This window comes from Haloferax larsenii (assembly GCF_024730625.1).
Taxonomy (GTDB): Archaea; Halobacteriota; Halobacteria; order Halobacteriales; family Haloferacaceae; genus Haloferax; species Haloferax larsenii.
In genome coordinates this window covers 2,358,482-2,381,777 of record NZ_CP078063.1, presented here as the reverse complement: position 1 = coordinate 2,381,777, position 23,296 = coordinate 2,358,482, and the positions used below count along the sequence as shown (strand labels likewise).

The 23,296-nt window shown below is 64.1% G+C and carries 22 protein-coding genes and 1 pseudogene; 11 read left to right on the top strand and 12 right to left on the bottom strand.

Going from position 1 to position 23,296, the window contains the following annotated elements:
- Position 1: 1 nt before the first annotated feature.
- Entirely contained in the window at positions 2–517 is a 516-nt protein-coding gene (locus KU306_RS12460; RefSeq protein WP_258302115.1) for a DUF7965 family protein, read from the bottom strand.
- On the bottom strand, positions 510–941 hold the full coding sequence (locus KU306_RS12455) for a hypothetical protein (RefSeq protein WP_007540102.1): 432 nt from the start codon (positions 939–941) through the stop codon (positions 510–512). Before KU306_RS12455 ends, KU306_RS12460 begins: the two co-directional genes overlap by 8 nt.
- Positions 942–1,064: 123 nt before the next feature.
- Here KU306_RS12455 and KU306_RS12450 point away from each other — a divergent pair, with 123 nt between their 5' ends.
- The 7 genes from KU306_RS12450 to KU306_RS12420 all read left to right on the top strand — a co-directional run bounded on the left by KU306_RS12450 (position 1,065) and on the right by KU306_RS12420 (position 7,830).
- The gene (locus tag KU306_RS12450) at positions 1,065–1,982 is read left to right on the top strand and encodes a 1,4-dihydroxy-2-naphthoyl-CoA synthase (RefSeq protein WP_258302114.1); all 918 of its coding nucleotides are present in this window, start codon (positions 1,065–1,067) and stop codon (positions 1,980–1,982) included.
- 80 nt (positions 1,983–2,062) lie between these two features.
- Entirely contained in the window at positions 2,063–3,277 is a 1,215-nt protein-coding gene (locus tag KU306_RS12445) for an ABC transporter substrate-binding protein (protein WP_258302113.1), read from the top strand.
- A 2-nt stretch (positions 3,278–3,279) separates the two neighbouring features.
- Positions 3,280–4,146 carry an NAD(P)/FAD-dependent oxidoreductase gene (locus KU306_RS12440; RefSeq protein ID WP_258302112.1) on the top strand — a complete coding sequence of 289 codons (867 nt, stop codon included), beginning with the start codon at positions 3,280–3,282 and terminating at the stop codon, positions 4,144–4,146.
- A gap of 115 nt (positions 4,147–4,261) precedes the next feature.
- Positions 4,262–5,161: a 1,4-dihydroxy-2-naphthoate polyprenyltransferase gene (locus KU306_RS12435; protein WP_258303400.1), complete on the top strand. Its 900-nt coding sequence runs from the start codon at positions 4,262–4,264 to the stop codon at positions 5,159–5,161.
- Positions 5,161–6,183, top strand: coding sequence for an o-succinylbenzoate synthase (gene menC / locus KU306_RS12430; RefSeq protein ID WP_258302111.1), 1,023 nt, complete (start codon positions 5,161–5,163; stop codon positions 6,181–6,183). The genes KU306_RS12435 and menC overlap by 1 nt, the downstream gene beginning before the upstream one ends.
- Before the next feature lie 72 nt (positions 6,184–6,255).
- Entirely contained in the window at positions 6,256–7,059 is an 804-nt protein-coding gene (locus KU306_RS12425) for an enoyl-CoA hydratase/isomerase family protein (RefSeq protein ID WP_007540091.1), read from the top strand.
- A gap of 54 nt (positions 7,060–7,113) precedes the next feature.
- Positions 7,114–7,830 carry a ThuA domain-containing protein gene (locus KU306_RS12420; protein WP_258302110.1) on the top strand — a complete coding sequence of 239 codons (717 nt, stop codon included), beginning with the start codon at positions 7,114–7,116 and terminating at the stop codon, positions 7,828–7,830.
- A 303-nt stretch (positions 7,831–8,133) separates the two neighbouring features.
- On the opposite strand, the gene KU306_RS12415 is transcribed toward KU306_RS12420, so the two are convergent.
- The gene (locus KU306_RS12415) at positions 8,134–9,006 is read right to left on the bottom strand and encodes a glycoside hydrolase family protein (protein ID WP_258302109.1); all 873 of its coding nucleotides are present in this window, start codon (positions 9,004–9,006) and stop codon (positions 8,134–8,136) included.
- A 424-nt stretch (positions 9,007–9,430) separates the two neighbouring features.
- On the opposite strand from KU306_RS12415, the gene KU306_RS12410 reads away from it, so the two are divergent.
- Positions 9,431–10,933 (top strand): hybrid sensor histidine kinase/response regulator, encoded by a 1,503-nt coding sequence (locus tag KU306_RS12410; protein WP_258302108.1) that lies wholly within the window; start codon positions 9,431–9,433, stop codon positions 10,931–10,933.
- 9 nt (positions 10,934–10,942) lie between these two features.
- Here the strand turns inward: KU306_RS12410 and pyrI are convergent, their stop codons facing one another.
- The 5 genes from pyrI to gdhB all read right to left on the bottom strand — a co-directional run bounded on the left by pyrI (position 10,943) and on the right by gdhB (position 16,149).
- A complete protein-coding gene (gene pyrI / locus KU306_RS12405) occupies positions 10,943–11,410 on the bottom strand; it encodes an aspartate carbamoyltransferase regulatory subunit (protein ID WP_007540080.1) in 468 nt (155 codons plus the stop codon).
- Entirely contained in the window at positions 11,403–12,317 is a 915-nt protein-coding gene (pyrB, locus tag KU306_RS12400) for an aspartate carbamoyltransferase (RefSeq protein ID WP_007540078.1), read from the bottom strand. The genes pyrI and pyrB overlap by 8 nt, the downstream gene beginning before the upstream one ends.
- A 154-nt stretch (positions 12,318–12,471) precedes the next feature.
- The gene (locus tag KU306_RS12395) at positions 12,472–13,725 is read right to left on the bottom strand and encodes a Glu/Leu/Phe/Val family dehydrogenase (protein ID WP_258302107.1); all 1,254 of its coding nucleotides are present in this window, start codon (positions 13,723–13,725) and stop codon (positions 12,472–12,474) included.
- 156 nt (positions 13,726–13,881) lie between these two features.
- Positions 13,882–14,721 carry an HpcH/HpaI aldolase/citrate lyase family protein gene (locus KU306_RS12390; RefSeq protein ID WP_258302106.1) on the bottom strand — a complete coding sequence of 280 codons (840 nt, stop codon included), beginning with the start codon at positions 14,719–14,721 and terminating at the stop codon, positions 13,882–13,884.
- Positions 14,722–14,862: 141 nt separating this feature from the next.
- Positions 14,863–16,149, bottom strand: a complete 1,287-nt coding sequence (gdhB, locus tag KU306_RS12385; RefSeq protein WP_007540072.1) for a glutamate dehydrogenase GdhB — start codon at positions 16,147–16,149, stop codon at positions 14,863–14,865.
- Between the two features lie 200 nt (positions 16,150–16,349).
- On the opposite strand from gdhB, the pseudogene KU306_RS12380 reads away from it, so the two are divergent.
- Together KU306_RS12380 and KU306_RS12375 are read left to right on the top strand one after the other, a co-directional pair.
- Positions 16,350–16,832 (top strand): annotated as a pseudogene (locus KU306_RS12380) (MaoC family dehydratase); the annotation flags it as partial.
- An 83-nt stretch (positions 16,833–16,915) separates the two neighbouring features.
- The gene (locus KU306_RS12375; RefSeq protein WP_258302105.1) at positions 16,916–17,347 is read left to right on the top strand and encodes a DoxX family membrane protein; all 432 of its coding nucleotides are present in this window, start codon (positions 16,916–16,918) and stop codon (positions 17,345–17,347) included.
- A gap of 35 nt (positions 17,348–17,382) precedes the next feature.
- On the opposite strand, the gene KU306_RS12370 is transcribed toward KU306_RS12375, so the two are convergent.
- Together KU306_RS12370 and KU306_RS12365 are read right to left on the bottom strand one after the other, a co-directional pair.
- A complete protein-coding gene (locus tag KU306_RS12370) occupies positions 17,383–17,742 on the bottom strand; it encodes a hypothetical protein (protein WP_007540066.1) in 360 nt (119 codons plus the stop codon).
- Between the two features lie 126 nt (positions 17,743–17,868).
- Positions 17,869–19,614 carry an acyl-CoA carboxylase subunit beta gene (locus KU306_RS12365; protein ID WP_007540064.1) on the bottom strand — a complete coding sequence of 582 codons (1,746 nt, stop codon included), beginning with the start codon at positions 19,612–19,614 and terminating at the stop codon, positions 17,869–17,871.
- Between the two features lie 96 nt (positions 19,615–19,710).
- Here KU306_RS12365 and KU306_RS12360 point away from each other — a divergent pair, with 96 nt between their 5' ends.
- Complete coding sequence (locus KU306_RS12360; RefSeq protein WP_258302104.1) at positions 19,711–21,021, top strand: hypothetical protein; 1,311 nt, start codon at positions 19,711–19,713, stop codon at positions 21,019–21,021.
- 11 nt (positions 21,022–21,032) lie between these two features.
- On the opposite strand, the gene KU306_RS12355 is transcribed toward KU306_RS12360, so the two are convergent.
- Together KU306_RS12355 and KU306_RS12350 are read right to left on the bottom strand one after the other, a co-directional pair.
- On the bottom strand, positions 21,033–21,926 hold the full coding sequence (locus KU306_RS12355; protein ID WP_258302103.1) for a class 1 fructose-bisphosphatase: 894 nt from the start codon (positions 21,924–21,926) through the stop codon (positions 21,033–21,035).
- 296 nt (positions 21,927–22,222) lie between these two features.
- Positions 22,223–23,251: a helix-hairpin-helix domain-containing protein gene (locus KU306_RS12350; RefSeq protein WP_049918602.1), complete on the bottom strand. Its 1,029-nt coding sequence runs from the start codon at positions 23,249–23,251 to the stop codon at positions 22,223–22,225.
- Positions 23,252–23,296: the final 45 nt, after the last annotated feature.

Genomic DNA, 23,296 nt, shown 5'->3' with positions numbered 1-23,296 from the left:
TTCATTCTCCTCCCACGTCCAGTCTCACGAACCGCCCGGCGACCCAGTAGCAGGCGGCGTCGAGAACGACGAACACGCCGCCAACGAGCGCGCCGACGAGGGCGGCGATGCCCACGCCGAGGAGGATGATAAGCAGGAACGGGAGTACCTGCAATCCGCCGGTCGTCCCCGGGTCGAGGAAGAATTGAACGACTGCGACAGCGGAGCCGACGAGAATGGCTCCGAGGAGGAACCCGCCACCGATTCCGGCACCTGCGATGGCACCCCGTCCGACGAGCGTCGTGAGTTCTCCCTCCCGGATTCTGTCGAGGCCGCCGTCTGAGAGCGCCCACCGAGTCGCAACCAACGTGAGCGCCCACAGGTAGGCGAACGTCACCACGCCGGGGAGCGTCCCGAAGTTGGGGAGACTATCGGTCAACGCGCCGGTCGTATGGCCCGCGATGATGCCCACGAGTCCCAGCGCGACGACGTTGAACGTGGATACCGTCCACACTTCGAGCCAGTCGGCGTCAGCCATGGGCCAACACCTCCGCGAGCCCGACGAGGAGGACGAGCAACCACGCTGTCGCGCCGTAGAACTGCCCGAGTGTGAGTCGCCGGAGCACCGAGATTCCGTGTCGCTCGACCGTCAAAACGACGAACGTCCGGAGGAACGACCCGACGACGAAGACTGCGACGACGCCCAACTTGAGCGTCAGCACCGACCCCCAGCGGGTCGCTGGGCCGGGCGCACCGAGCGTGCCGAGATTGCCGACACCGGTGACGAGCATCGCAGCCATCGTCCCCCAGAACACCCACTCGTACCCGGTGGCGAGGCGAAGTCGGTCGTCGCCGACTCCGGCGGTTCGACACGCGTACCACACGAAGACAGAACCACCCAACAGAAGCGCCATCCCCGAGACGTGAACGAAGCGGACGAGGAGGGCAGAAACGGCGGACATACCACGGTAATTGTCTGTCGGGCGTCAAATACGATGGGGCTGTCACGCGGCTTCGAACCGCGGGTTGTCGTCGCGGTGGCCACGCAAGCGAATCTTTTTGCGCCGCCCGTGCCGCCACTCGATATGGTCTCGGAGATATTCGACCCCGACCGCTGGGAACCGGTCGATGGGTCCGACGAGTTCGACGACATCACCTATCACCGCGCCGTCGACGTTCCGGCGGTGCGCATCGCGTTCGACCGCCCCGAGGTCCGCAACGCCTTCCGCCCGGGGACGGTAGACGAACTCTACGCCGCACTCGACGACGCACGCAAGCGCGCCGACGTGGGCTGTGTTCTCTTGACCGGAAACGGCCCGTCCGAGAAAGACGGCGGCTGGGCGTTCTGTTCCGGCGGCGACCAGTCGGTTCGCGGTGGGTCGGGCTACGAGTACCGAGAAGACGACGAGGCAGACGTGTCCGACGACCCGCTCGTGCGCGAGGCCAAGGCCGGCCGACTGCACATCCTCGAAGTCCAGCGACTCATCCGATTCATGCCCAAGCCCGTCGTCGCCGTCGTTCCCGGCTGGGCCGTCGGCGGCGGCCACTCGCTGCACGTCGTCTGCGACATGACGCTCGCGTCCGACGAGCACGCGAAGTTCCTCCAGACCGACCCCGACGTGGCCTCGTTCGACGGCGGGTTCGGCTCGGCGTATCTCGCAAAGCAGGTCGGCCAAAAGAAAGCCCGCGAGGTGTTCTTCATGGGCAAAACCTACTCCGCCGAGGAAGCCGTGGACATGGGAATGGCGAACGAAGCGGTTCCCCACGAGGAGCTGGAGGACGTCGCGCTGGAGTGGGCCGACGAGATGACGAAGAAGTCGCCGACGGCCATGCGGATGCTCAAGTACGCGTTCAACATGACCGACGACGGCATGGTCGGCCAGCAAGTGTTCGCCGGCGAAGCGACCCGGCTCGCGTACATGACCGAAGAAGCCCAAGAGGGCCGCGACGCATTCCTCGAAAAACGCCAGCCAGCCTTCCGCGACTACCCGTGGCACTACTGAGGCAGTAGCGGCCACGAACGAAGGATTTAGGCCTGCCTAAAATTAGGAAGCGACTTATACCTTTAGGTGAGCCTAAAGATATGGACAGAGACTCCACGGAACGCAACGGGCTGACGCGACGCAACTGTATACGGTACGGCGCACTCGCCGGTACTGGGCTTCTCGCCGGGTGTACGTCCGATTCGAGTGGCGACAGCTCCACCGAGACGACGACAGCGGCAGAGACCGAATCTGAGACTGACACTGCGTCCACGACGACGGCGGAACCCGACACGTCGTACTCGGTGTCGATGGCTCCGGTGGGTGAGGTGACGTTCGACTCGGTCCCCGAGTCGTGGATTGCCTACGACGGCGGCTACGCCGACATGGGCGTCGCACTCGGCCTCGGCGACAAGATGACCGGTATCGGCGGCGCGGGTCGCTACTACACCTACGTCTACGACGAACTCCCCGGCGTGAGCGTGGACCGCTCGGTCATAGAGGAGAACCAACTCTCGGACAGCGACATGTCCAAGGAGATTTTCTACGAGTTGGACAACGACGTCCACCTGATGGACCCGGAGATGCTCATCAACTGGTTCGGGTGGAAGCAGAAGGACGTCGACGAGATTACCAAGGGCGTCGCGCCGTTCTTCGGGAACCTCATCTTCCGACGCGAAGACGAGTGGCACGACTACCGGTACTACACCCTCTACGAGGCCTTCGAGAAGGTCGCACAGCTCTTTCAGGAAGAAGAACGCTACGAGGCGTTCGAATCGCTCCACGACGAGTTCATCGCCGACATCCAGGCGAAGCTTCCGTCCGCCGACGAGCGCCCGAACGTGCTTCTGGTGTACGCCGGGAGCGACGAACCCGAGAAGTTCTCGCCGTACCGCCTCAACGACAAGGGGACGAGCAAGAAGCAGTGGCGCGACCTCGGCGTTAGCGACGCGCTCTCGGGAACCGGTATCGAGGGACTGAGCACGACCGACCGCGGCAAAATCGACTACGAGGCCATGCTGGAGGTCGACCCCGACGTCATCCTCCTGCGCGCTCACGAGCGCAAGTCGGCCGAGGAGTTCCGCGACACCGTGCTCGAATTCATGAAGTCGCACCCGGTCGCGAGCGAACTGACCGCCGTGAAAAACGAGCGCGTCTATCGCGGTGGCTACCTCTTCCAGGGTCCGATTCAGAACCTGTTCCTGACCGAGCGCGGGGCACAGCAACTCTACCCCGACGTCTTCGGTGAGGTCACGAGCGACGAGACGCTGTTCGACCGCCAGCGCGTCGCGGACATCGTCAACGGCGACTTCTGACCATGTCGAGCGACGACTCACAACCATCGCAGACCGAGTTCGACCGCGACGTCGTCATCGTCGGCGGCGGTCCAGCAGGCTGTTCGGCGGGCGTGTTCACCGGCCGATACGGCCTCGACACGGTCATCTTCGACCGGGGCCGGTCGTCGCTTCGACGGTGTGCGCACCTCGAAAACTACCTCGGATTCCCCGGCGGCATCGACATCGACACCCTCTACGACCTGATGCACGACCACGCCGAGGAAGCCGGGTGCGAAATCGTCCCGGACCTCGTCGAGGAGGTTTCCGAGTCGGAGACAGGCTTCACCGTCACGACGCAGGATGGCCGGACAGTCACCACGAAGCGCGTCGTCGCGGCCGCCCGGTACGGCGGCGAGTACCTCAAGCCGCTCGGCGACGATTCGATGTTCATCCAGTACGAACACGACGGCGAGGAACAAGAGCGATTCAACCGCGACTACCCGGACCAAGACGGCCGGACGCCGTTCGATGGGCTGTACGTCGTCGCGCCCGTGACCGACATCAACGCGCAGGCGATTATCTCGGCCGGTCACGGCGCACGTGTCGCCCGAACAGTAATCGCAGACGCGCGCCGCGACGCGGGGTATCCCGAAGCAATCGCCAAGCACTGGGACTGGATGCGCCGCGAGGCGGAACTCGAAGGCGACCGCGACGACTGGCGCGAGTGGTTCGACGAGCGCGTCCCCGACGACTGCGACGTCGACGAGGAGCGACTCACCGAAATCCGCGAGGCCGAAATCGACCGCCGACTCTCGACGTACCTCTCCGACGAAGAAATCGAATCGCGTGCCGAACAGGCCCACGAGCGACTCGCTGAACACCTCGACATCGACGCCGAGTCGTCGTAGCCACGCCTCCATCGCACCAGTGTCGCGCGCTTTTCGATAGGAACTTACTCACTGCTACGGCCCTCGTGTTCACACAATGAGCACGCAGGACATCTCTCGCACGAAGGCGTGGGTGATGGCGTCGCGGCCGCAGACGCTCCCCGCGGCCGCCGCGCCAGTTCTGGTCGGCACGGCCCTCGCGGTCCACGACGGCCTTTTCGCCCCGCTTCCCGCGCTTGCGGCCCTCGTCGGTGCGCTTCTCATCCAGATTGGAACCAACTTCGCCAACGACTACTACGACGCGATTCAGGGTGCCGACACCGAGGCGCGCGAAGGCTTCACTCGCGTGACGGCTGGCGGTCTCATCCCACCCGCCGAGGTCAAGCGCGCGATGTATCTCACCTTCGCCGCGGCCATCCTCCTCGGCACGTACCTCGTCTACGTCGGTGGCGTGCCGATTCTCGTCATCGGGCTTCTCTCGGTCGCCTCCGGCATCGCCTACACCGGCGGGCCGTACCCCCTCGGCTACCACGGACTCGGCGACCTGTTCGTCTTCGTCTTCTTCGGTCTCGTCGCCGTCGTCGGCACCTACTACGTCCAAGCAGCGAGTATCCTCGCCGCCCCGCTGTCGATGGGTATCCCGGCGGAGACAGTCACGCTCGTTGCCATCCTCGCCAGTCTCCCAATCGCGGCCATCTCGACGAACATCCTCGTCGTGAACAACATCCGCGACAAGGAAGAAGACGCCACCACGGGCAAGCGAACGCTCGCCGTCCGGTTCGGCTACGGTTTCGCCCGCGCCGAATACGTGGTGATGCTGGTCGTCGCCTACGCGGTTCCGCTCTATCTCTGGACGCGCTCCGGGTTCGAGTGGCACGTCTTGCTGCCGTTCCTCTCGATGCCTATCGCCGCGCGAATCGCCCGGACTGTCCTCACGGAGACGAAAGGCGAACTGCTCAACCCCGCACTTGAGGACACCGGGAAACTGCTGGCACTCTACGCGCTCCTGTTCTCGGTCGGCCTCGCGCTCGCGTGATGCGCGTCCACGACTTCGCACTCGACCTGCGACAGCCGCTCACCACCGCCCACGGTGACATCGAGCGTCGCGAGGGGTTTCTGGTCGCGGTCGACGTTGACGGCCACAAAGGCATCGGTGAGGCGACGCCGCTCCCCGGCTGGACCGAATCGCTCGCCGAGTGCTGCGAGGCGCTCGCCGACGTGAACGACCCGAAGCAAGCAATCGAAACCGACGCCCTCGCGGACGCACCGGCGGCCAGACACGCGGTATCGCTGGCCCTTGCAGACGCTCGCGCCCGGCGCGACGACGCCCCGCTGGCGGCATCGTTCGCTAGCAACTCACACACCTCGCTTCCGGTGAATTCGACCGTCGGCGACGCGCCCGTCGAAGAGACAGTCGAGGCCGCCGAGAACGCGGTTTCCGCGGGGTTCGACTGTCTGAAACTGAAGGTCGGCGCGCGCGATACTGACGCCGACATCGCTCGCCTCCGGGCGGTCCGAGAAGCAGTCGGCGACGACGTGTCGCTTCGGGCCGATGCAAACGGCGCGTGGGACCGCTGGACGGCCGACCGAGTCCTGGCAGCCATCTCGGACCTCGACCTCGAATACGTCGAACAGCCGCTTCCGGCCGAGGAACTGGCTGGCCACGCCGTCTTGCGCCGCCGCCACGACACACCCATCGCGCTCGACGAATCGCTCGCGTCGGTCCCGCCAGCGCGTGCGCTCGCGTCGAACGCGGCGGACGTCCTCGTCTGTAAACCGATGGCACTCGGTGGGCCGGACCGCGTCCTCGACGTGGCATCTCACGCACGCGACGCCGGTGTCGATATCGTCGTCACGACGACTATCGACGCAGTCGTCGCCCGACTGGGTTCGCTTCACGTCGCGGCCGCACTGCCCGGCGAGCGCGCACACGGGCTTGCGACTGCCTCGCTCCTCGATTCCGACGTTGCGGCCGACCCAGCGCCAGTCAGCAAGGGGATTATGAGCGTGCCCGAGTCGCCCGGTCTCGGCATCGACCCCGACGCCGTACTGGACTGAGACCGCAGTCTCGGGGCGGGAAACTCTCCACGGACCAAACGTTTTTCACGGTTCTACACGTCCACGTCGAAAATGACCGAAGTCGAACTCGACTCCGACGCAGTGCGTCTCGCTATCGACGAACACGTCGCCACAGTGACGCTCGACGCGCCAGAGACGCGGAACGCGCTCACGATGGAAGTGACCGCAGGCGTGCGCGAGGCGCTCGACTCTCTGCCGGACGAAGCACGCTGTGTCGTCTTCCGCGGGTCTGAAGGCGCGTTCTGTGCAGGCGGTGACGTCAACGCGATGATGCAGTTGCAGTCCGGTGCCCTCTCGCTTCCCGATGCGGTCGACCACGTCATCCACGATACGGCCGACTGTGTTCGCCGCGTCTACGAGTGTGACCTCCCGACGGTCGCCGCAATCGACGGCGCAGCAGTCGGCGCTGGCGGTGCGCTGGCCATCGCCTGCGACATCCAACTCCTCCACGAAGAGGCTCACATCGGATTCGGATTCCGCCGTGTCGGTCTCGCGGTGGACTCTGGGCTCTCGTATCTCCTCCCGCGACTCGTCGGCCAGAACGTCGCCATGGAACTCGTCTACACGGGCGAACTGCTCGGCCCCGAGCGGGCGCTCGAACTGGGCGTCGTCAACCGCGTCGCGGGCGCGGACGAGTTCGAAGCCGAACTCGACGAGTTGACCGCGCGCATCGCGGGCGGGCCGACGAAGGCGCTCACCGCGTCGAAGCGCCTCCTTCGCAGACAGGACGACTCCATCGAAGCGGCCATCGAACACGAGGCGACGGCGCAGGCGGTCATCTTCGAGACCGAAGACCACACCGAAGGGGTCGAATCGTTCATGGAGCGCAGAGAACCGGAGTTCGACGGGCGCTAAGCGTTCGGGTCACACAGCGGTGGCTACTTGTCCTCGCCCGGTGACGGCGGGCGTATGGTCACGGTCACCGTCTGGAACGAATACCGCCACGAGAAGGAAAACGAGGACGTCGCCGCCGTCTATCCTGACGGCATCCACGCGACTATCGCCGAGGGCCTCCGCGACGCGGGCTACGACGTGAACACCGCAACGCTCGACGAACCCGAACACGGCCTCTCCGAATCGGTCCTCGACGACACAGACGTGCTGGCGTGGTGGGGCCACAAAGCCCACGGCGAGGTGGACGACGAAATCGTCGACAGAGTGGTCCAGCGCGTCCGCGACGGGATGGGGCTTCTCGTCCTCCACTCGGGCCACTACTCCAAGCCCTTCCAGCGACTCATGGGCACCTCGTGTTCGCTGAAGTGGCGCGATTCCGGCGAGCGCGAACGAATCTGGACGGTCGAGCCGGGCCACCCCATCGCCGACGGGCTCCCCGAGTCGTTCGAGGTGCCGCGCGCCGAGATGTACGGCGAGCGATTCGACATTCCCGCTCCCGACGAACTCGTCTTCCTCTCGTGGTTCGAAGGCGGCGAAGTGTTCAGAAGCGGGTGCTGTTACACCCGCGGTAAAGGGCGCATCTTCTACTTCCGACCGGGCCACGAGACGTTCCCCATCTACGAGCAACCGGAGGTTCGGACCGTCCTCGCGAACGCCGTCGACTGGGCGGCCCCCGGAAACGGACCCGACCCGAACTTCGACAACGTCGCCCCGCTCGAAGACCTCGACTGAGGTGCGTTTGCAGCGTTGTTCGAGTCCCCTGACCGCACCACTAACCCCCGAAGTACTCATTTTCGAGTCGGAAAGAGAGTCGGGGCCGAACGCAGATTCGCGGCCGAACCTGTCGCGGTCGCCGACTATGCTAAGTGCTGTCGGTCCTGAACGAACGCCATGGCACAACCGACGAGTGGCCAACGACGCCTCATGTTCGTCTTGTTCGCAGTCGCCACGCTGATTTTCGTCCTCGGAATCGTCGTCATCGGGTTCCTCTCGGGTGCGCTCTGACGACTAGCCGAGGCGCAGCACCGATTCCGGTTAGCGCGTCGAATCCTCGGGACGGAAGGTCTTGCCGCCTTTCTCGTCGGCGGTCATCCGCCTGAGGGCCGCCGCCGCGTTGCTCGCGTCGTAGCCGAAGAGCACGTCTTTCGCGTATTCGTCGGCGACTTCGAGCGCGTGAATGAGGTCGTCTACGTCCACGTTGACGGCGTAGAGTTCCACAGAGAGGTCCGCGCCGGTGTCGGCGAGGAGCGTCTGGAAGCCCTTCGCGATGGTCTCCAGCCAGTAGGTTGTGCCGTAGTTGGTGTCGTACAGCGGGACGACGAACTCGTCGACGTACGTCGAGAGAGCGTCGATGTCGAGTCCGGCGCGACGATAGAGGTGTCCCGGATACGGGTCGGGGTAGAGCGTCAGATACAGTCGCCCGGGGATTCGGTCGGCCGCCTCGGCGACGAAGTCGGTGATGACCTCGGCACGCCAGTCGAACCAGTCGTCTTCGTCGCCGTCGTGGTCGTTCTCCGCAGTCCACTCGCGGAACTGCTGGGTGCAGCGCTCGCAGTGGCAGTACTCCTCGCGAGGGAACCCGACGTCGTCGAGTCGAACGTCACCGTTCGCGTCGGCGGCGTCCTCGACGATTTCGAGGAGTCCGGCGCGGTACTTCTCGTTCGTGGGGCAGATGTAGGCCCAGTCGAAGTAGGTCCGGTCGCGGGTGGCGAGATTCCCCTCGTCGTCGACGGGGACGAGGTCTGGGTTCTCGTTCGCGGCGGCGTTGTCGCCGAAGCACGATATCATGTTGACCGCGTTCGACAGCGGTTCGGCCGCGCGGCCGGTCACGTCCTTGACTTCGTAGAATCCGCGGTCGAACTCTGGCCAGTCGACCTCTTCTTCGTTGCGTGTGACGACCCCGTACATGAGTCCGCTTTCGGTTGGGTCGTGGGTAAGTCGTTCGCTCTCCGAAGCGCCGAATCGACGCTGAAAAAGCGCTATCGAGACGGCTGACTCACGGGACAAAAAACGGAGGCTCGGCTACTGCCGAGCGACGGAGGGTTCGACTACTCTTCGATTTCGACTTCGACCGCTTCACCATCGCCGGAGAAGACGGTGTAGAGGACGGCGACTACTGCGAGCACCAAGACGAGTTTGGCCTTCTTGGACATGCCTTACCGTAGACTGTGGCGACACTAAGTGATTTCGACACGACGCGCGGAGGCGACACGAGACCTCGCACCGAGAGTCTATCGAGACAGTATTTACAATATGAATATTGTTTCTACAGTACAGTTATGAGCTTTCAGTCCGTCTTCTCAGCTAATTCCGACTCGGTTCGGTACATACCATGCCCTCTGAGACACCTCATATCCTCCTCGTCGGTGAGTCACAGGTAGCCGAGCCGCTCGTCACCGCGTTCGAAACCGCGGGCGACGATTGCAACGGTGAGACGGTCTCACTGACGGTTACTGATGGTATCGGCGCTGCACTCTCTCGACTCCGGGGGGACGGCCCGTTCGACTGTGTCGTCGTCGCGGAATGGCCGGAGGACGGAGTCGGCGTCGAACTCGTCAGGGAAATTCGCGCCACGGACAGCGGCCTTCCAATCGTCTATCTCGCAGACAACACCATCCCCGACCGCACCGTCCCCGACCGCACAACCGAACTCGTCGAACTGGGAATCGAGGGCTATCTGCAACAGGGTTCGTTCGACCCGAACATCGAACTTGTCCCCCGGGTCGAGCGTTTGGCGACTCGACACCGTGCCGAACGGCTCGCAGAGGCCGCCACCGAAGACGGAAGTGGATATCCCGACGACGACTGGCTCCTCGAAGATGCGCTCGACGCCCTCGACGACGTCTTCTACGTCTACGACTCGACCGGCTCGCTCGTCCGGTGGAACGCACGACTCAACGAACTGTTCGGACTCTCGGACGAGGAACTCTACGGGAAGAACGCCGACTCGTTTTTCGACGAACGGGACCGCCCCGCCATCCGCCGGGCGTTCAACGACGTCCTCGAAGGCGAGGAGAAAGTCGTCGAAGCGCGGGCGAACACGAAAGAAGGGCCAATCTTGTTCCAACTGTCGAACCGTCGATTGGTCGCCCAAGACGGGTCTATCGTCGGCGTCTGTGGTGTCGCGCGCGACGTGACGCTCCACAGACACCACGAAGAGCAACTCGCGCGACAGAACGAACGCCTCGACGAGTTCGCCCGCGTCCTCTCGCACGACCTCCGGAACCCGCTTTCCATCTCGATGGGCTTTCTCGAACTCGAACGGGAGGCCAACGACTCGGAGTATCTCGGTCGCGTGGCCGACTCGCTCGAACGGATTCGAGACATCGTCGATGACGTGTTGCACGTCGCCCGACAGGGGACCGCCGTCCTCGACATCGACACCGTCTCACTCGAATCGGTCGCACGAGACGCGTGGTCGACAGTCGACACGAACGGGTCGACGCTCGTCGTCGAGGCGGACGCGACCATCGAGGCGGACCGCGAACGCCTGCAACGACTGTTCGAGAACCTCTTTCGCAACTCGATAGAACACGCCGGTCCATCGCCGACGGTGACGGTCGGACTGCTCGACTCGAACGCGGGGTTCGCCGTCGGAGACGACGGGGACGGAATCAATCCGAACGTCGACGGGAACGTCTTCGAACCAGGTGTCACCACCAACCCCGACGGGACGGGATTTGGCCTCGACATCGTCCGGTCGCTGGCGGACGCACACGGTTGGTCGGTAGAAAACGCAAGCGGGGACGCCAAGGGTGCGCGCTTCGAGTTCACTGGCGTGACGTTCTGCCAATCGGCGGCAGACGACACGGACTCGACCGGCGAAAACGAGTGACGACGTGCGTTAGCTGACGTCGAGGTTCGCGGCGATTTCTTTCTCGCGGACGATACTCCCGCAGTAGTCACAGCGGACGCCGTCAGAGAGGACGGCGAACCCGGAGGTAATCGGCTCGTCGGCGTTGCTGATGCAGTTGCGGTTCGGACAGGAGACGACGCCCGAGACGGTTTCGGGGCGGACGACGCGGCTCTTTTCGACCACTTCGTAGTCGCGGACGATGTTGATGCTCGCCGCCGGGGCGATAAGCGAGAGCACGTCCACTTCTGACTGACTCAGTTCGCGCCCTTCGACCTTGACGATGTCCTTGCGGCCGAGGCGGTCCGAGGGGACGTTCATCCCGACAGAGACGGTCTCACCGCTGGTGCCGTCGATTCCGAGGATGGCGAGGACGTTGAGTGCCTGGCCAGCCTCGACGTGGTCGATGACGGTTCCGTTTTGAATCTTGGAGACGCGGAGTTGGTGGTCGTCAGTCATCGTTGGAGAGGAGGATGTCCAGAAGTGCCATCCGGACGGGGATGCCGTTGTGTGCCTGTTCGAAGTACTTCGCGTGGTCGCTGTCGTCGATTTCGGGTGCAATCTCGTCCACGCGTGGCAGCGGGTGCATGATGACGAGGTCGTCGGACGCGGCGGCGAGCGTCTCGTCGTCGATTTTGTACTCGCCCGCGACTTTCAGGTACTCGTTTTCGTCGGGGAAGCGCTCGCGCTGGATGCGCGTCACGTAGAGCACGTCGAGTTCCGGAAGGACCTCGTCGAGTTCGGTGTGTTCCTTGACGCTCGCGCCCGAGGCGTGCAGGTCGTAGCGAACGTTTCGGGGCAGTTGCAGGCTCTCGGGGCTGATGAAGTGCTGATTCACGTCGAAGTTCGTCAGCGCTTCGGCCAGCGAGTGCACCGTCCGGCCGTACTTCAGGTCGCCCATGATACCGATGGTGAGGTCGTCCAGTCCGGCGTTTTCGCGGATGGTGTAGAGGTCGAGGAGTGTCTGACTCGGGTGCTGACCCGCGCCGTCGCCCGCGTTGACGAGCGGCACGTCGATGAACTCGGCGGCCATCGTCGCCGCACCCTCACTCGGGTGGCGAAGGACGAGGGCGTCCGCGTAGCCTTCGACGACGCGGACGGTGTCGGCGAGCGTCTCGCCTTTCTTGACCGACGACGACTCGACCGGTCCCATATCGACCGTCTGGCCGCCGAGGCGTTTCATCGCGGTATCGAAGCTCATCCGGGTTCGCGTACTCGGCTCGAAGAAACAGAGTCCGAGAACCGTTCCGGCGTGCCGCTGTCGGAACGCCGCTGGATTCGCGTCGATTTCGGCCGCGCGGTCGAGCACCGCCTCGATGTCCTCCCGCGAGAGGTCTACCGCGGAGATGAGGTGGTCCTGACGCATTGATGATTTGACCGACCTACACCGACTTGAATCCCTCGGCATCGGACGGAGTGGGTGCTATACATTTCCATGCAATAACGCGTGAGCGTCGGGAAATTCCTGTTCCATGCCGGTGCGATGCCGATGACGCCACCGGGGGTAACGAGCCCGTCAGTTAGGGCCAGTTGCCGCTCGACTCGTAGGAGTCGACGACGCGCTGGATGGCGACGACGTAGGCGGCGGTGCGGAAGTTCGGCAGGTCGTGGGTCTCGTAGGCGTCGACGAGGTTGTCGAAGGCATCGACGATGATGCGTTCGAGTTCGTCGTTGACGCGGTCTTCGGTCCAGTAGAACCGCTGGCGGTTCTGGACCCACTCGAAGTACGAGACGGTGACGCCGCCCGCGTTGGCGAGAATGTCGGGGAAGACGTGGACATCGCGCTCGGTGAGCACGTCGTCGGCGCGGGGCGTCAGTGGGCCGTTCGCGGCCTCGGCGATGATGTCGGCTTCAACCTCTTTCGCGAGGTCGCCGTCGATGGCGTTTTCGAGTGCGGCGGGGACGAGCAGGTCGATGTCGAGCGTCAGCAGTTCGTCGTTCGTGATAGCCTCGGTGTCCTGATAGTCGGAGACGGAGCCGGTCTCGGTCTTGAAGTCCTTGACGGCGCGGGCGTCGAGGCCGTCGGGGTCGTAGATACCGCCGGAAGAGTCGGAGACGGCGACGATGTTCGCACCGAGGTCCTCGATAAGCTTCGCGGCGACAGAACCGGCGTTTCCGTAGCCTTGGACGGCGACGGTCGCGCCCTCGATGTCGCGGTCGAGGTATTCGAACGCCTCGCGCGCGGTGAGCATCGTCGAACGACCGGTCGCTTCGACGCGACCCTCACTGCCACCGTTTTCGAGCGCCTTGCCCGTGATGACGCCCGGTGCCGTGGTGTTTTCGAGGGTCTCGTAGGTGTCCTTAATCCAGTTCATCTCGCGCTGGCCGGTGTTCACGTCCGGCGCGGGGATGTCGCGACTCTCGCCGATAAAGGGGCGAAGTTCCTTCGCGAACGAGCGAGAGACGCGTTCGAGTTCAGACTCGCTGTAGTCTGCGGGGTCGATGACGATACCGCCTTTGCCACCGCCGTACGGGATATCGACGACGGCGCACTTGTACACCATCCACCCGGAGAGTGCCTTCACTTCGTCGCGTGTGACGCCCGGGTGGTATCGAATACCTCCTTTGTACGGGCCTCGGTCGCCGTTGAACTGCGAGCGATAGGCGCGGAAGAGTTCGATGTCGCCGTCGTCCATCTCGACGGAGAGGTTCGTCTCGAGCACTCGCTCGGGGTTCTTCAGGCGCTCGATGACATCCTCGCTCACGTCGAGGTAGGCGGCTGCGTCGTCGACTTGTTCCTGCAAACTCTCGAACGGATTCGCCTCTTGTGCCATGTTATGATACGCACCGGCCGGTGGTTTAAGAGTAGCGGAAATTTTACCATATTATAATGATAATATGCGTACCTAGTGGTAATAGGAGTATTCAGCACACGGACCTGTCGGCCGATTAGTGCGTGCCGACATGCGGACCGAGAAACTGTTTGATTTCTAGTACGATTCGCCGGCCCGGTCGAGAATATTCTCCGCCTGTTTAATCAGCGGCGCGTCTATCATCTCGCCGTCCACGCCGAAGACGCCGCGGTCGTCCGCGTTCGCCTCGTCACGCGCTCGCAGCACCTTTTTCGCCCACGTCACGTCTTCGGGGTCAGGTGAGAACGCCTCGTTGATTGGGCCGACCTGTGCGGGGTGAATCGCTAACTTCCCGTCGTACCCGAGTTCCCGACCGAAGCGTGCGTCTTCGCGCAGGCCTTCTTCGTCGTGGTAATCGACGTGGAGCGTGTCGATAGCATCGACGCCCGCTGCGGCGGCCGCGACGACGACGCGCTCTCTGGCGTAGAGCACTTCGGTCCCTTCGTCGGTCCGCGTCGCGCCCACGTCGGCGGCGAAGTCCTCCGCACCGAAGATGACGGCGGTGGTGTCGGGCGCGGCGGCAATCTCCGGGGCCGCGAGGACACCAGCGGCGCTCTCGACAATCGGAATCACTGGACAGTCGGCACCGACCTCCCGTGCCGCGGCAGCGACGTTCGTCACGTCTGTCCCGTCGGTCGCCTTCGGGACGACGAGCGCGTCCGGCGGATGTGTCTCGCACACGGCCGCGATATCTTCGAGGCCCGTCTCGCCCGGATTCACACGGACCGTAACCTCCGCGTCCGGGTCGAACTCGTCGTCGGCGAGGAGGTCGCCGACGGCGGCTCTGGCTTCGGTTTTTCGCCCGGGTGCGACGGCGTCTTCGAGGTCGAAGACGAGTACGTCGGCACCGGAGCCCGGGGCTTTGCGCATCAGTTCGGGTCTATCGCCGGGTGAGAACAGGACGCTCCGTCGTGGCATGTCGTGCGGAGAGAGGGATGGAAGGGTGAAAGTTGTACGGGGATTGAATTGTTCGTCGTCGCGGACGAGTGGCGACGGCGGAGACAGCCGTCGGTTGCACTCGTATCTGGCCGAGGCTGGTTCGGCCTGTGTTCGACGCGTCTAGGGCCAGAGCCCGCGGTGCTCGTGGGCGGCCGCGACGCGTTCGAGTGCGACGATGTACGCGGCGTCGCGCCACGTCACGTCGCGGGATTCGACTTCTTCGCAGACGGCGGCCCACGCATCGAGCATCTCGGACTCCAGTTCGTCGTGGACGCGTTCGAGCGACCACGAGCGGTGGTTGAGGTCCTGCAGCCACTCGAAGTACGAGACGGTGACGCCGCCCGCGTTGGCAAGGATGTCGGGAACGACGTGGATGCCGCGCTCTTCGAAGGTCGCGTCGGCGGCCGAGGTCGTCGGTCCGTTCGCACCTTCGACGATGAGGTCCGCCTTCACGTCGTCGGCGTTCTCCTCGGTCAGCACGTTACCGATTGCTGCCGGGATGAGGACGTCGACGTCGAGTTCGAGGAGTTCCTCGTTGGAGAGTTTCTGCGGCGCGTCGTACTTCATGACGGCTTCAGGCTCTTCCTCGTGGGTCGGGACGTCGTGGGTGTCGAGTCCGTCGGGGTCGTAGATTGCGCCGTTCACGTCGGAGACGGCAACGACCGTCGCGCCGTAGTCGTCGAGGAGGCGCGCGGCGGGTGCGCCGACAGAGCCGAAGCCCTGCACGGCGACGGTGGTGTCTTCGAGGTCCCAGCCGAGGTGCTCGATAGCTTCGCGAGCGATGATGGCGACAGAGCGACCGGGGGCCGTGTCACGGCCCTTGCTCCCGCCGACGACAGGGGGCTTGCCCGTGACGACGCCCGCCTGCGTCTCGCCTTCCTGCATCGAGTACGCGTCCATGAACCACGCCATCGCCTGCGAGTCCGTGCCCATGTCGGGTGCAGGGATGTCTTTCGTGGGGCCGATGAAGGGACGCAGTTCCTCGGCGAAGCGGCGCGTCAGACGCTCCTTCTCGTCGACAGAGAGGTCTTTGGGGTTGACGACGATGCCGCCCTTCCCGCCGCCGAATGGGATGTCCATCAGGGCGCACTTCCACGTCATCCACATCGAGAGGCCGATACACTCGTCTTCGGTGACGTCGGGGTGGAAACGGAGGCCGCCTTTGTACGGGCCGCGCACGCTGTCGTGCTGGGCGCGGTAGCCGGTGTAGACTGCGGTCGAGCCATCGTCACGCTCGAGAGGGACCGAGACGCGGTGGACCTGGTTCGGGTGGTGAAGCCGCTCGATGATACCCGGGTCAACGTCGAGGTGCGCTGCCGCGCGGTCGAGTTGGCGTCGGGCTGTTTCGAGGGCTGTCTCTTCCGTCGGTTCGTCGTCCGGCTCGGATGTTGGTGCTGCGGATGCCATAGTGCGTTCGTACCAGCCTGGTACCGGCCGTGCAGCCGGTCAGATACTGTCCATGACGTTCATCAGCCGCCCGTGTGGGCAGCTAATGAGCGTGTTCGCGTTGCTCTTCGTTGAATAATTATAACGGTTGTTATCTGATTTCGCTTGGGGCAAGAGTTGTCATACCGTGAAACGGCCACCGAACCGTCACGGTTTTATCACGGTCTTACACAAACTGGCGTATGACTGGCCTGTACTACGAGGAGTTCGAGGTCGGACAGACCATCGAACACGAAAAGCGGCGGACGGTCTCGGAGTCAGACAACCAGCGCTTCTGCGACATGACGATGAACCAGCAGCCGCTGCACCTCGACGAGGAGTTCGCCGCGGACACGCAGTTCGGCGAGCGTCTGGTCAACGGCCTATTCACGATGAGCCTCGCAGTCGGCGTCTCGATTCCCGATACGACCGACGGGACCATCGTCGCGAACCTCAGCTACGACAACGTGTCGCATCCGAACCCGGTGTTCCACGGCGACACGCTCCGCGCGCAAACCACCGTCCTCGACAAGCGCGAAACGTCCGATGGAGAGCGCGGTATCGTGACGATGAAAGTCGAGGTGTTCAATCAGGACGACGACCTCGTGTGTGAGTTCGAGCGCACCGCGCTGTCGCTGAAGAAAGCGAACGTCGACGAAGCGTAGGGCGTCGTATCCGAAACAGGCTCTTCTCCGCTTCGACCTTCTCGTTCCGTACCGCTTTGTGCGCTGCGTCGCTACGTCGGGCTATGGACTTCGACGGCTTCGCGTCGCACCTCGCCGAGCGCGCCGCTCGTGCCCCCGCACCGATGGCTCTCGCGCGGGTCGGTCTCGGCGCGATGGTGTTCGCCGCTGGTGTGCACAAACTCCTCGACCCGCTGGCGTGGTCGGCCTACGTCACAGACTGGCTCGCGCCGTTTCTCGTCGTCTCGCCGGTCGTGTTCATTCTCGTCAACGGCGTCCTCGAAGTCGGCTTCGGCGCGGCCATCGTCGCGGACCGATACACCAGCGTTGCGAGCGCCGTCGCGGCCGTCTCGCTCACGGCGACGTGTCTGTATCTCGCGGTCGCATTCGTCGTCGAGGGCGGGCTGTTCGGCGACGTGCTCGCCCGCGACATCGGATTGGCGGCACTCGCGTGGGCGGTGCTCGTCGAGTCGCTTCGGGACACCACCGCCAATTAGCACCCGGCTACGCGCTTCTCGTTCGCGCTGCCCTGCTACCCCACTGACGTCAAGAGGATGAGTTGGGCGTTCATCAGGCCTGCAACGCCCCACGGGACCGCGACACCGATTGGAATCGCACCGCGGTAGCGAACGGGGAGAAACACCCACATCGTCCCTGAGATGAGAAGCACGACCGATTTCAACAAGAGCAACGTCCCGAGCGCGCCGAACTGCGGCATCAGGGCGAGGACGACCGGATTCAGCTCAGAGAGGCCGAGACTCAGCCCGAACATCGTGGTCGCCACGTCGAGGACGAGCGCCAAGAGCGTGACCAACCAGAGGTGGGAATCGTCGCTGACGACGCGGGAGAAGAGCGTCGGGGCGGACTCAGGCCGCGGTGTTTCGAGGCTCATAACACGCACCAGAGACGGTGACACCCGTGGTTGGCGCGCAGGTATCCTCAGTAGCCACTCCATACGTCACTTATCGCGACATTACCGGCCGGAAAAACAGAGTATTAACGCCGCTCAGACGCCGTCTTAGAGGATGGTGCCGTGTTTCTTGTCCGGCAGCGACTTGTCCACGTCGGCGTAGAACTCGAAGCGATTGACGAGTTCCTCGCGGAGCGTCGACGGCGGGACGATTTCGTCGATGACGACTTCGCTCGCCATCCGGTGGACGTTGATGTCCTCGCGGTACTCCTCGCGGAGTTCGTCTTCCATCGCTTTCCGCTCTTCGGGGTCGTCGATGGCGTTGAGTTTGTTCGCGTAGACGGCGTTGATTGCTGCCTCGGGGCCCATGATACCGATTTCGCCCGACGGGAGGCCGATGACGCTGTCTGGGTCGTAGGCGGGGCCGCCCATCGCGTAGATACCCGCGCCGTAGGCCTTGCGTACGATGACCGTCTGCTTCGGCACCGTCGCCGACGACGTGGCGTAGATGAACTTCTTGCCTTTCTCCAGAATGGCGTCTTTCTCGACCTGCGACCCGGCCATGAAGCCCGGCGTGTCACAGAGGTACAGAAGCGGAATCTCGTAGGCGTCGCACGTCCAGATGAACTCTGCGGCCTTCTCGGCGGCGTCGGGGAAGATTGCGCCCGAACGCTCCGTGGGTTGGTTGGCGACGATGCCGACCGGTCGGCCGTCGATGCGGGCGAACGCCGTGACGATTTCCTTGCCGTAGTCGGGTTTCAGTTCGAAGACGGACTCGGCGTCGGCGATGCGCGCGATGAGGTCGTGAACGTCGTAGGCGCGGTTCGGTGACTCGGGGATGAGTTCGTCGATGCCTTCGGGGGAGAACCGCGGCGGTTTCGGCTCCGAGCGCGGCGGTTTCTCGCCTGCCTTGTCGGGCAGGTAGGTGATGAGCTGCGCCACGAGTTCGCGGGCGTGTTCCTCGTCGCGGGCGACGAGGTCGGCGCTTCCCGACTCTTGGGCGTGCATGTGCGCACCGCCGAGGTCCTGCATGTCGATTTCCTCGCCAGTGACCATCTTCACCATCCGCGGGGAGGCGATGGCCATCGCCGACATCCCCTCGACCATGATGGTGAAGTCCGCGAAGACGGGCGTGTACGCCGCACCGGCGATACACGGCCCGTAAAGGACGCAGATTTGCGGGACGTATCCCGACAGCATCGAGTGGTTGTAGTAGTACTTCCCGATGCCCTCGCGGTTGGCGAAGAAGCCGGTCTGCTGGTCGATGCGCCCGCCGGAAGAGTCCATCAGGTAGAGTACCGGCTTGCCGGTCTTGAGCGCGCGCTGTTGCATGCGGAGGAACTTCTCGACGCCGCGGCGCGCCATCGACCCGGCCTTGACGGTGAAGTCGTTGGCCATGAAGTGGAGGTCGCGGTCTTCGAACTCGGCCGCGCCGGTGAGCAGCCCGTCACCCGGAAGCCGATTGTTCGGGTCTGATTCCTCGACTTCCGGCGAGTCTTCGTGCCACGAGTCGAAGTTAGCGAACTTGCCGTCTTCGAACTTCAGGCCCTCGGGGAACCAGAGGTCGAGACGGTCACGGACGAACAGTTTGCCCTGCTCGGGGAGGCGGTCTTTGTACTTCTGTGGACCCCCACCGAGGATGTCGGCAATCTCCTCTTTGAGTTGTTCTTCGCGCTCTGTCGGAGAGAGGTCGTCGTCGAGCGGGAAGGCCTCTGCTGGCGGTTCGGCGTTCGCTGCGGCGTCGTCCTCGTCGCCGACGTACACGTCGACGTCCGTTCCGAGGTGTCGCGCCAGCGCGCCCGCGATGGCTTCTGCCTCTTCGCCGGTCGCGCCGTCACCGATTCTAACCTTCATACGTTCGGATGACACACCGGAATCAAAATGGTTTTCCATGCACGATTTGCCACCTCTCCGAAACAGGGATGTGTTATCTGACGAAACGTATTCGCCGTGTCTCCTCTCTCGACTCCCTCCCGACGCGCGTTCCTCGGTGCTGCCGGTGCCATCGTCTTCTCCGGACTCGCGGGGTGTCTCGGCCGCTGGAACTACGACGCGGCGGCGCTCGAAAGGGAACTCCAAGACCAAATTATGCGAGTTCCACCGGGTGACCTTCCGCTCGCCGACGGCTACCTCTGGAGCGCGCGTGAGACCGCGGAACGAAGCGCGTCGGTACTCGCCGAGCGTCTGTCCTCGCTCCCCAACCACGTCTCACCGGACAATCCCTCCGTCGAGCAAGCGTCGAAGCACTTGATGTGGGGTCGAGCGGCCATTACTGAGAGCACCACCCAACAGTCCACCAGTGCGATGCGGAGGGTCCGAGAAGCACGAACGACGCTCGGAAGAGGGCACGGATGGCTCGATACTGCCGTGGGCCCGGCCGAGACTGACGGTCTCCGAGAGCAGCACACCAACCTCGTCCGTGTACTCGCCCGTTCGTGGACTGGGGTCGAGTATCGGGCGACGACGGTTTCGGTCGGTATCTACGTCGCCAGCGTGACTGAACAACTTCTCTCTGAAGCCGCGTCCTCACTCGAATCGGTCGACCAGGCACTGGACGGCGTCGACAGCACCGACGACGACGAGAAACGCGCTCGACTGTTCGCCGCTGCTGCGGCCGAAATCGCACACGCCCGTGCGGCACTCGCGGACGCGAACGCCGTCATCGGCGGGCAACGAACACAGGTCTTCGAGGGAACGCCATCGCTTCGAGACCCGATGACAGTCGCGGCGCGGAACCTCCTCGAAACGACCGAGGCAGACATCGAATCGGTAACTCCGGTCTCGGACGACCGGCCATGGGTCGTCCGCGAGGTGCTCGACGAACTGTCCGTCAGGCCACCGCGCGACGTTCGAGACGCGCTCGGCGCGGACCGTCCGGCGACGGCACTCTCGAACCTCCGATGGCGGCGACAACGACTCACAGGCCGGGAACGACTCGATACTGACACGCTATCGGTTCCAAAGTCGAGCGAGGCACTGGTCTCGTCTCGGCGTGCAGCTCTCGACGCACTCCAGCAGGCGCGTTCAAACGTCGGTGGCCCCGTCGAGCAAACCTGTGTTCGACAGGCACAGCTCAAAGCCATCAACGGTGACCGTGACCTAGAGAACGTAGTCAGCGAAGCGCGGAGTACCGGAGCCCGGTCCACCAAGCTTGCGACAGAGGCGTACGCCCGCTACGTCGCTGCTCGAACGCTCGCAGAGGCGGCGAAGCCGACGGCTACGAGACTCACTCAGGCCGTGGCAAACGAACTCGGTCGGTAGTCCAGACCGAGTCAGTCGAGCGCCGCTTCGAGGTCGTCGATAAGACTCTCGTTGCCGATGTGGACCGGGGTCCGTGCGTGGAGTTCGTCTTTGTCGACGTCGAGAAGCGACTGTGTTCCGTCGGAGGACGCGCCACCGGCGGTTTCGAGGATGTAGCCGATGGGGTAGCCTTCGAACTGTACGCGGAGTTTCCCCTCCGGTGCCGACTGGAGACCGGGGTAGCTGAAGATGCCGCCGTAGGAGAGAATCTGGTTCACGTCGCCAATCATCGAGCCGCCGTAGCGGAGTTTGCGCGACGCGTCCTGTTCGACCTCGCGCGCGAAGTTCTCGAAGTCCTCGGTCCAGTCGGGGACGCGACCACCGAATCCGTAGACGGTCCCCTCGTCGGGGAGCGTGACGTCCTCACGGACGAGTTCGTAGCTCGAATCGTCGTAGATGACGAACTCGTCGACCGAGCCCTTGCGGGCGACAATCATCGTCATCACGGGGCCGTAGAGGACGTAGCCGGCGGCGACGAGGTCGCGGCCGTGGGCCGGAAGCGGCGCGTCGTAGACGGCGAAGATGGTCCCCATCGTGTTGTTCGGCTTGAGGTTCGACGACCCGTCGAGGGGGTCGACAGCGACCGAGAGGTTGCCACTGCCGACGTCGATAGACTCGGGGCGTTCCTCGCTCGCGTACTCGCTGACACCGTCGAGTGCGCCGATTCGCTCACAGAGCAGGACGTCGGCGAACACGTCGGCGGCCATCTGTGTCTCGCCGCTCGGGTTCTCTTCTTCCGACGCAACGCGGCGGCCGGGAAGTCCCGTGCGAATCTCGGGCGCGGTGGTCGCGATAACGTCGACCACTTGGTCGATAGTTCGGACGTCCTCCGTGGAGTCTGCCGTGTTCACGTCGTGCGCCGCCATCAGAGCCGCACCTCCGACGCACCGCGGATACAACACCGGGGAGTTCGGACCAGCGAGGAATCAGAACCGGGGGCTGTCGAAGACGTGGGACCCGCCTCGGCGGGGCTAACGGACGTGTCGACACCGAGCATCATCTACGTCAGCATCGGGTAACTTTGTATATAAAGTCATTGGCTGGAGCGGGAACTCAGAAAGTGTAGAATCCAACCGGTAGAAGCGCTCTAGTCAAATATTGCGATTCAAAACACTGTGAATATAAATTACTACTCGGATAGTAAATTTTCGGACAGTATAGACTACTCCATCGACTCGCGGGCCTGTCCCTTCCACGCGCTGACGACCGCAGGGTCGATTTGCAGGGCGTCTGCGACGTGTTCAGGGTCGGCAGTGGCGAGTCGGCGCACGGAGCGAACGCCCGCCTCGGCGAGCATCTCGGCGTCGGCTTCGTCGATACCGTCGAGCGTGGTGAGTGGCGTCGGTTTCGAACGCTCACGCCACGCTGCTTCGGCGGCGAGCGCGTCACCGGACCCATCTGCGGACGCGCTACTCCCGGCGTTGGACGTCCCGCTCGGTGTCCAGTCTCCCCCGTGACTGGTGCCACTTCGCTGATTGGGGTCGCATCCCTGAGTGGAACGTGTCGCGTCGGATGACTCCTCTCGGTTCGTCGGCGTCCAATCACCGCTTTTGGTCGCATTCTCGGACTGTGCGGCCGACCCGGAGGGCGTCCAATCGCCCTCTCGCGTCGGGCCGGTCGTCGCCTGCGACTCGCCGGTCGGGGTCCAATCGCCGTCAGCAGTTTCGGCGTCGTCGTCGGTGCCCCAGTCGCCGGAACTCGCCGCGACCCACTCCCGTTCTTCGTCGCCGAGTCCACGAACTTGCGCGGAGCGGCGGTCGAGGTCGTCACCGGAACTGAACGACCACGAAAGCGAGTGCCAGCGACGAATCTTGGCCGCGACGCCCGGATTGACCCCCGCATCGACGAGGTCGCGGTAGCAGACTGCCCCGTCGAGGATAGATTCGACGCCGATTTCGGAGTCGCCGAGTTCTGCTGCCGTCGCGGGACCGATGAATTTCAGGTCCGCTAACTCCTCCGGCGTGTCGTCGCCATCGGCCGCGCCGCGCGGCCTGAGAAGCTTCTCGATTGCCTCGTCGGTACTCGGTTCGCGTGCGTCGTCGCTCCCGGAATCTGGTCGGCCGTCGCTCTCAGAATGGTGTGTGTCGGCCGCGCCGGACGCCGAATTCACACTCCCGGTTTGCGCCCCGCGGCCGCTCTCGTTCCCGGACGAACCACCGTCCGGTGCGGCATCCCCGTCGTCCCTGCCCATGTTGTTCGCGCCAGTCACCGTTGCGTGTGACCATTCCGGCCCCGA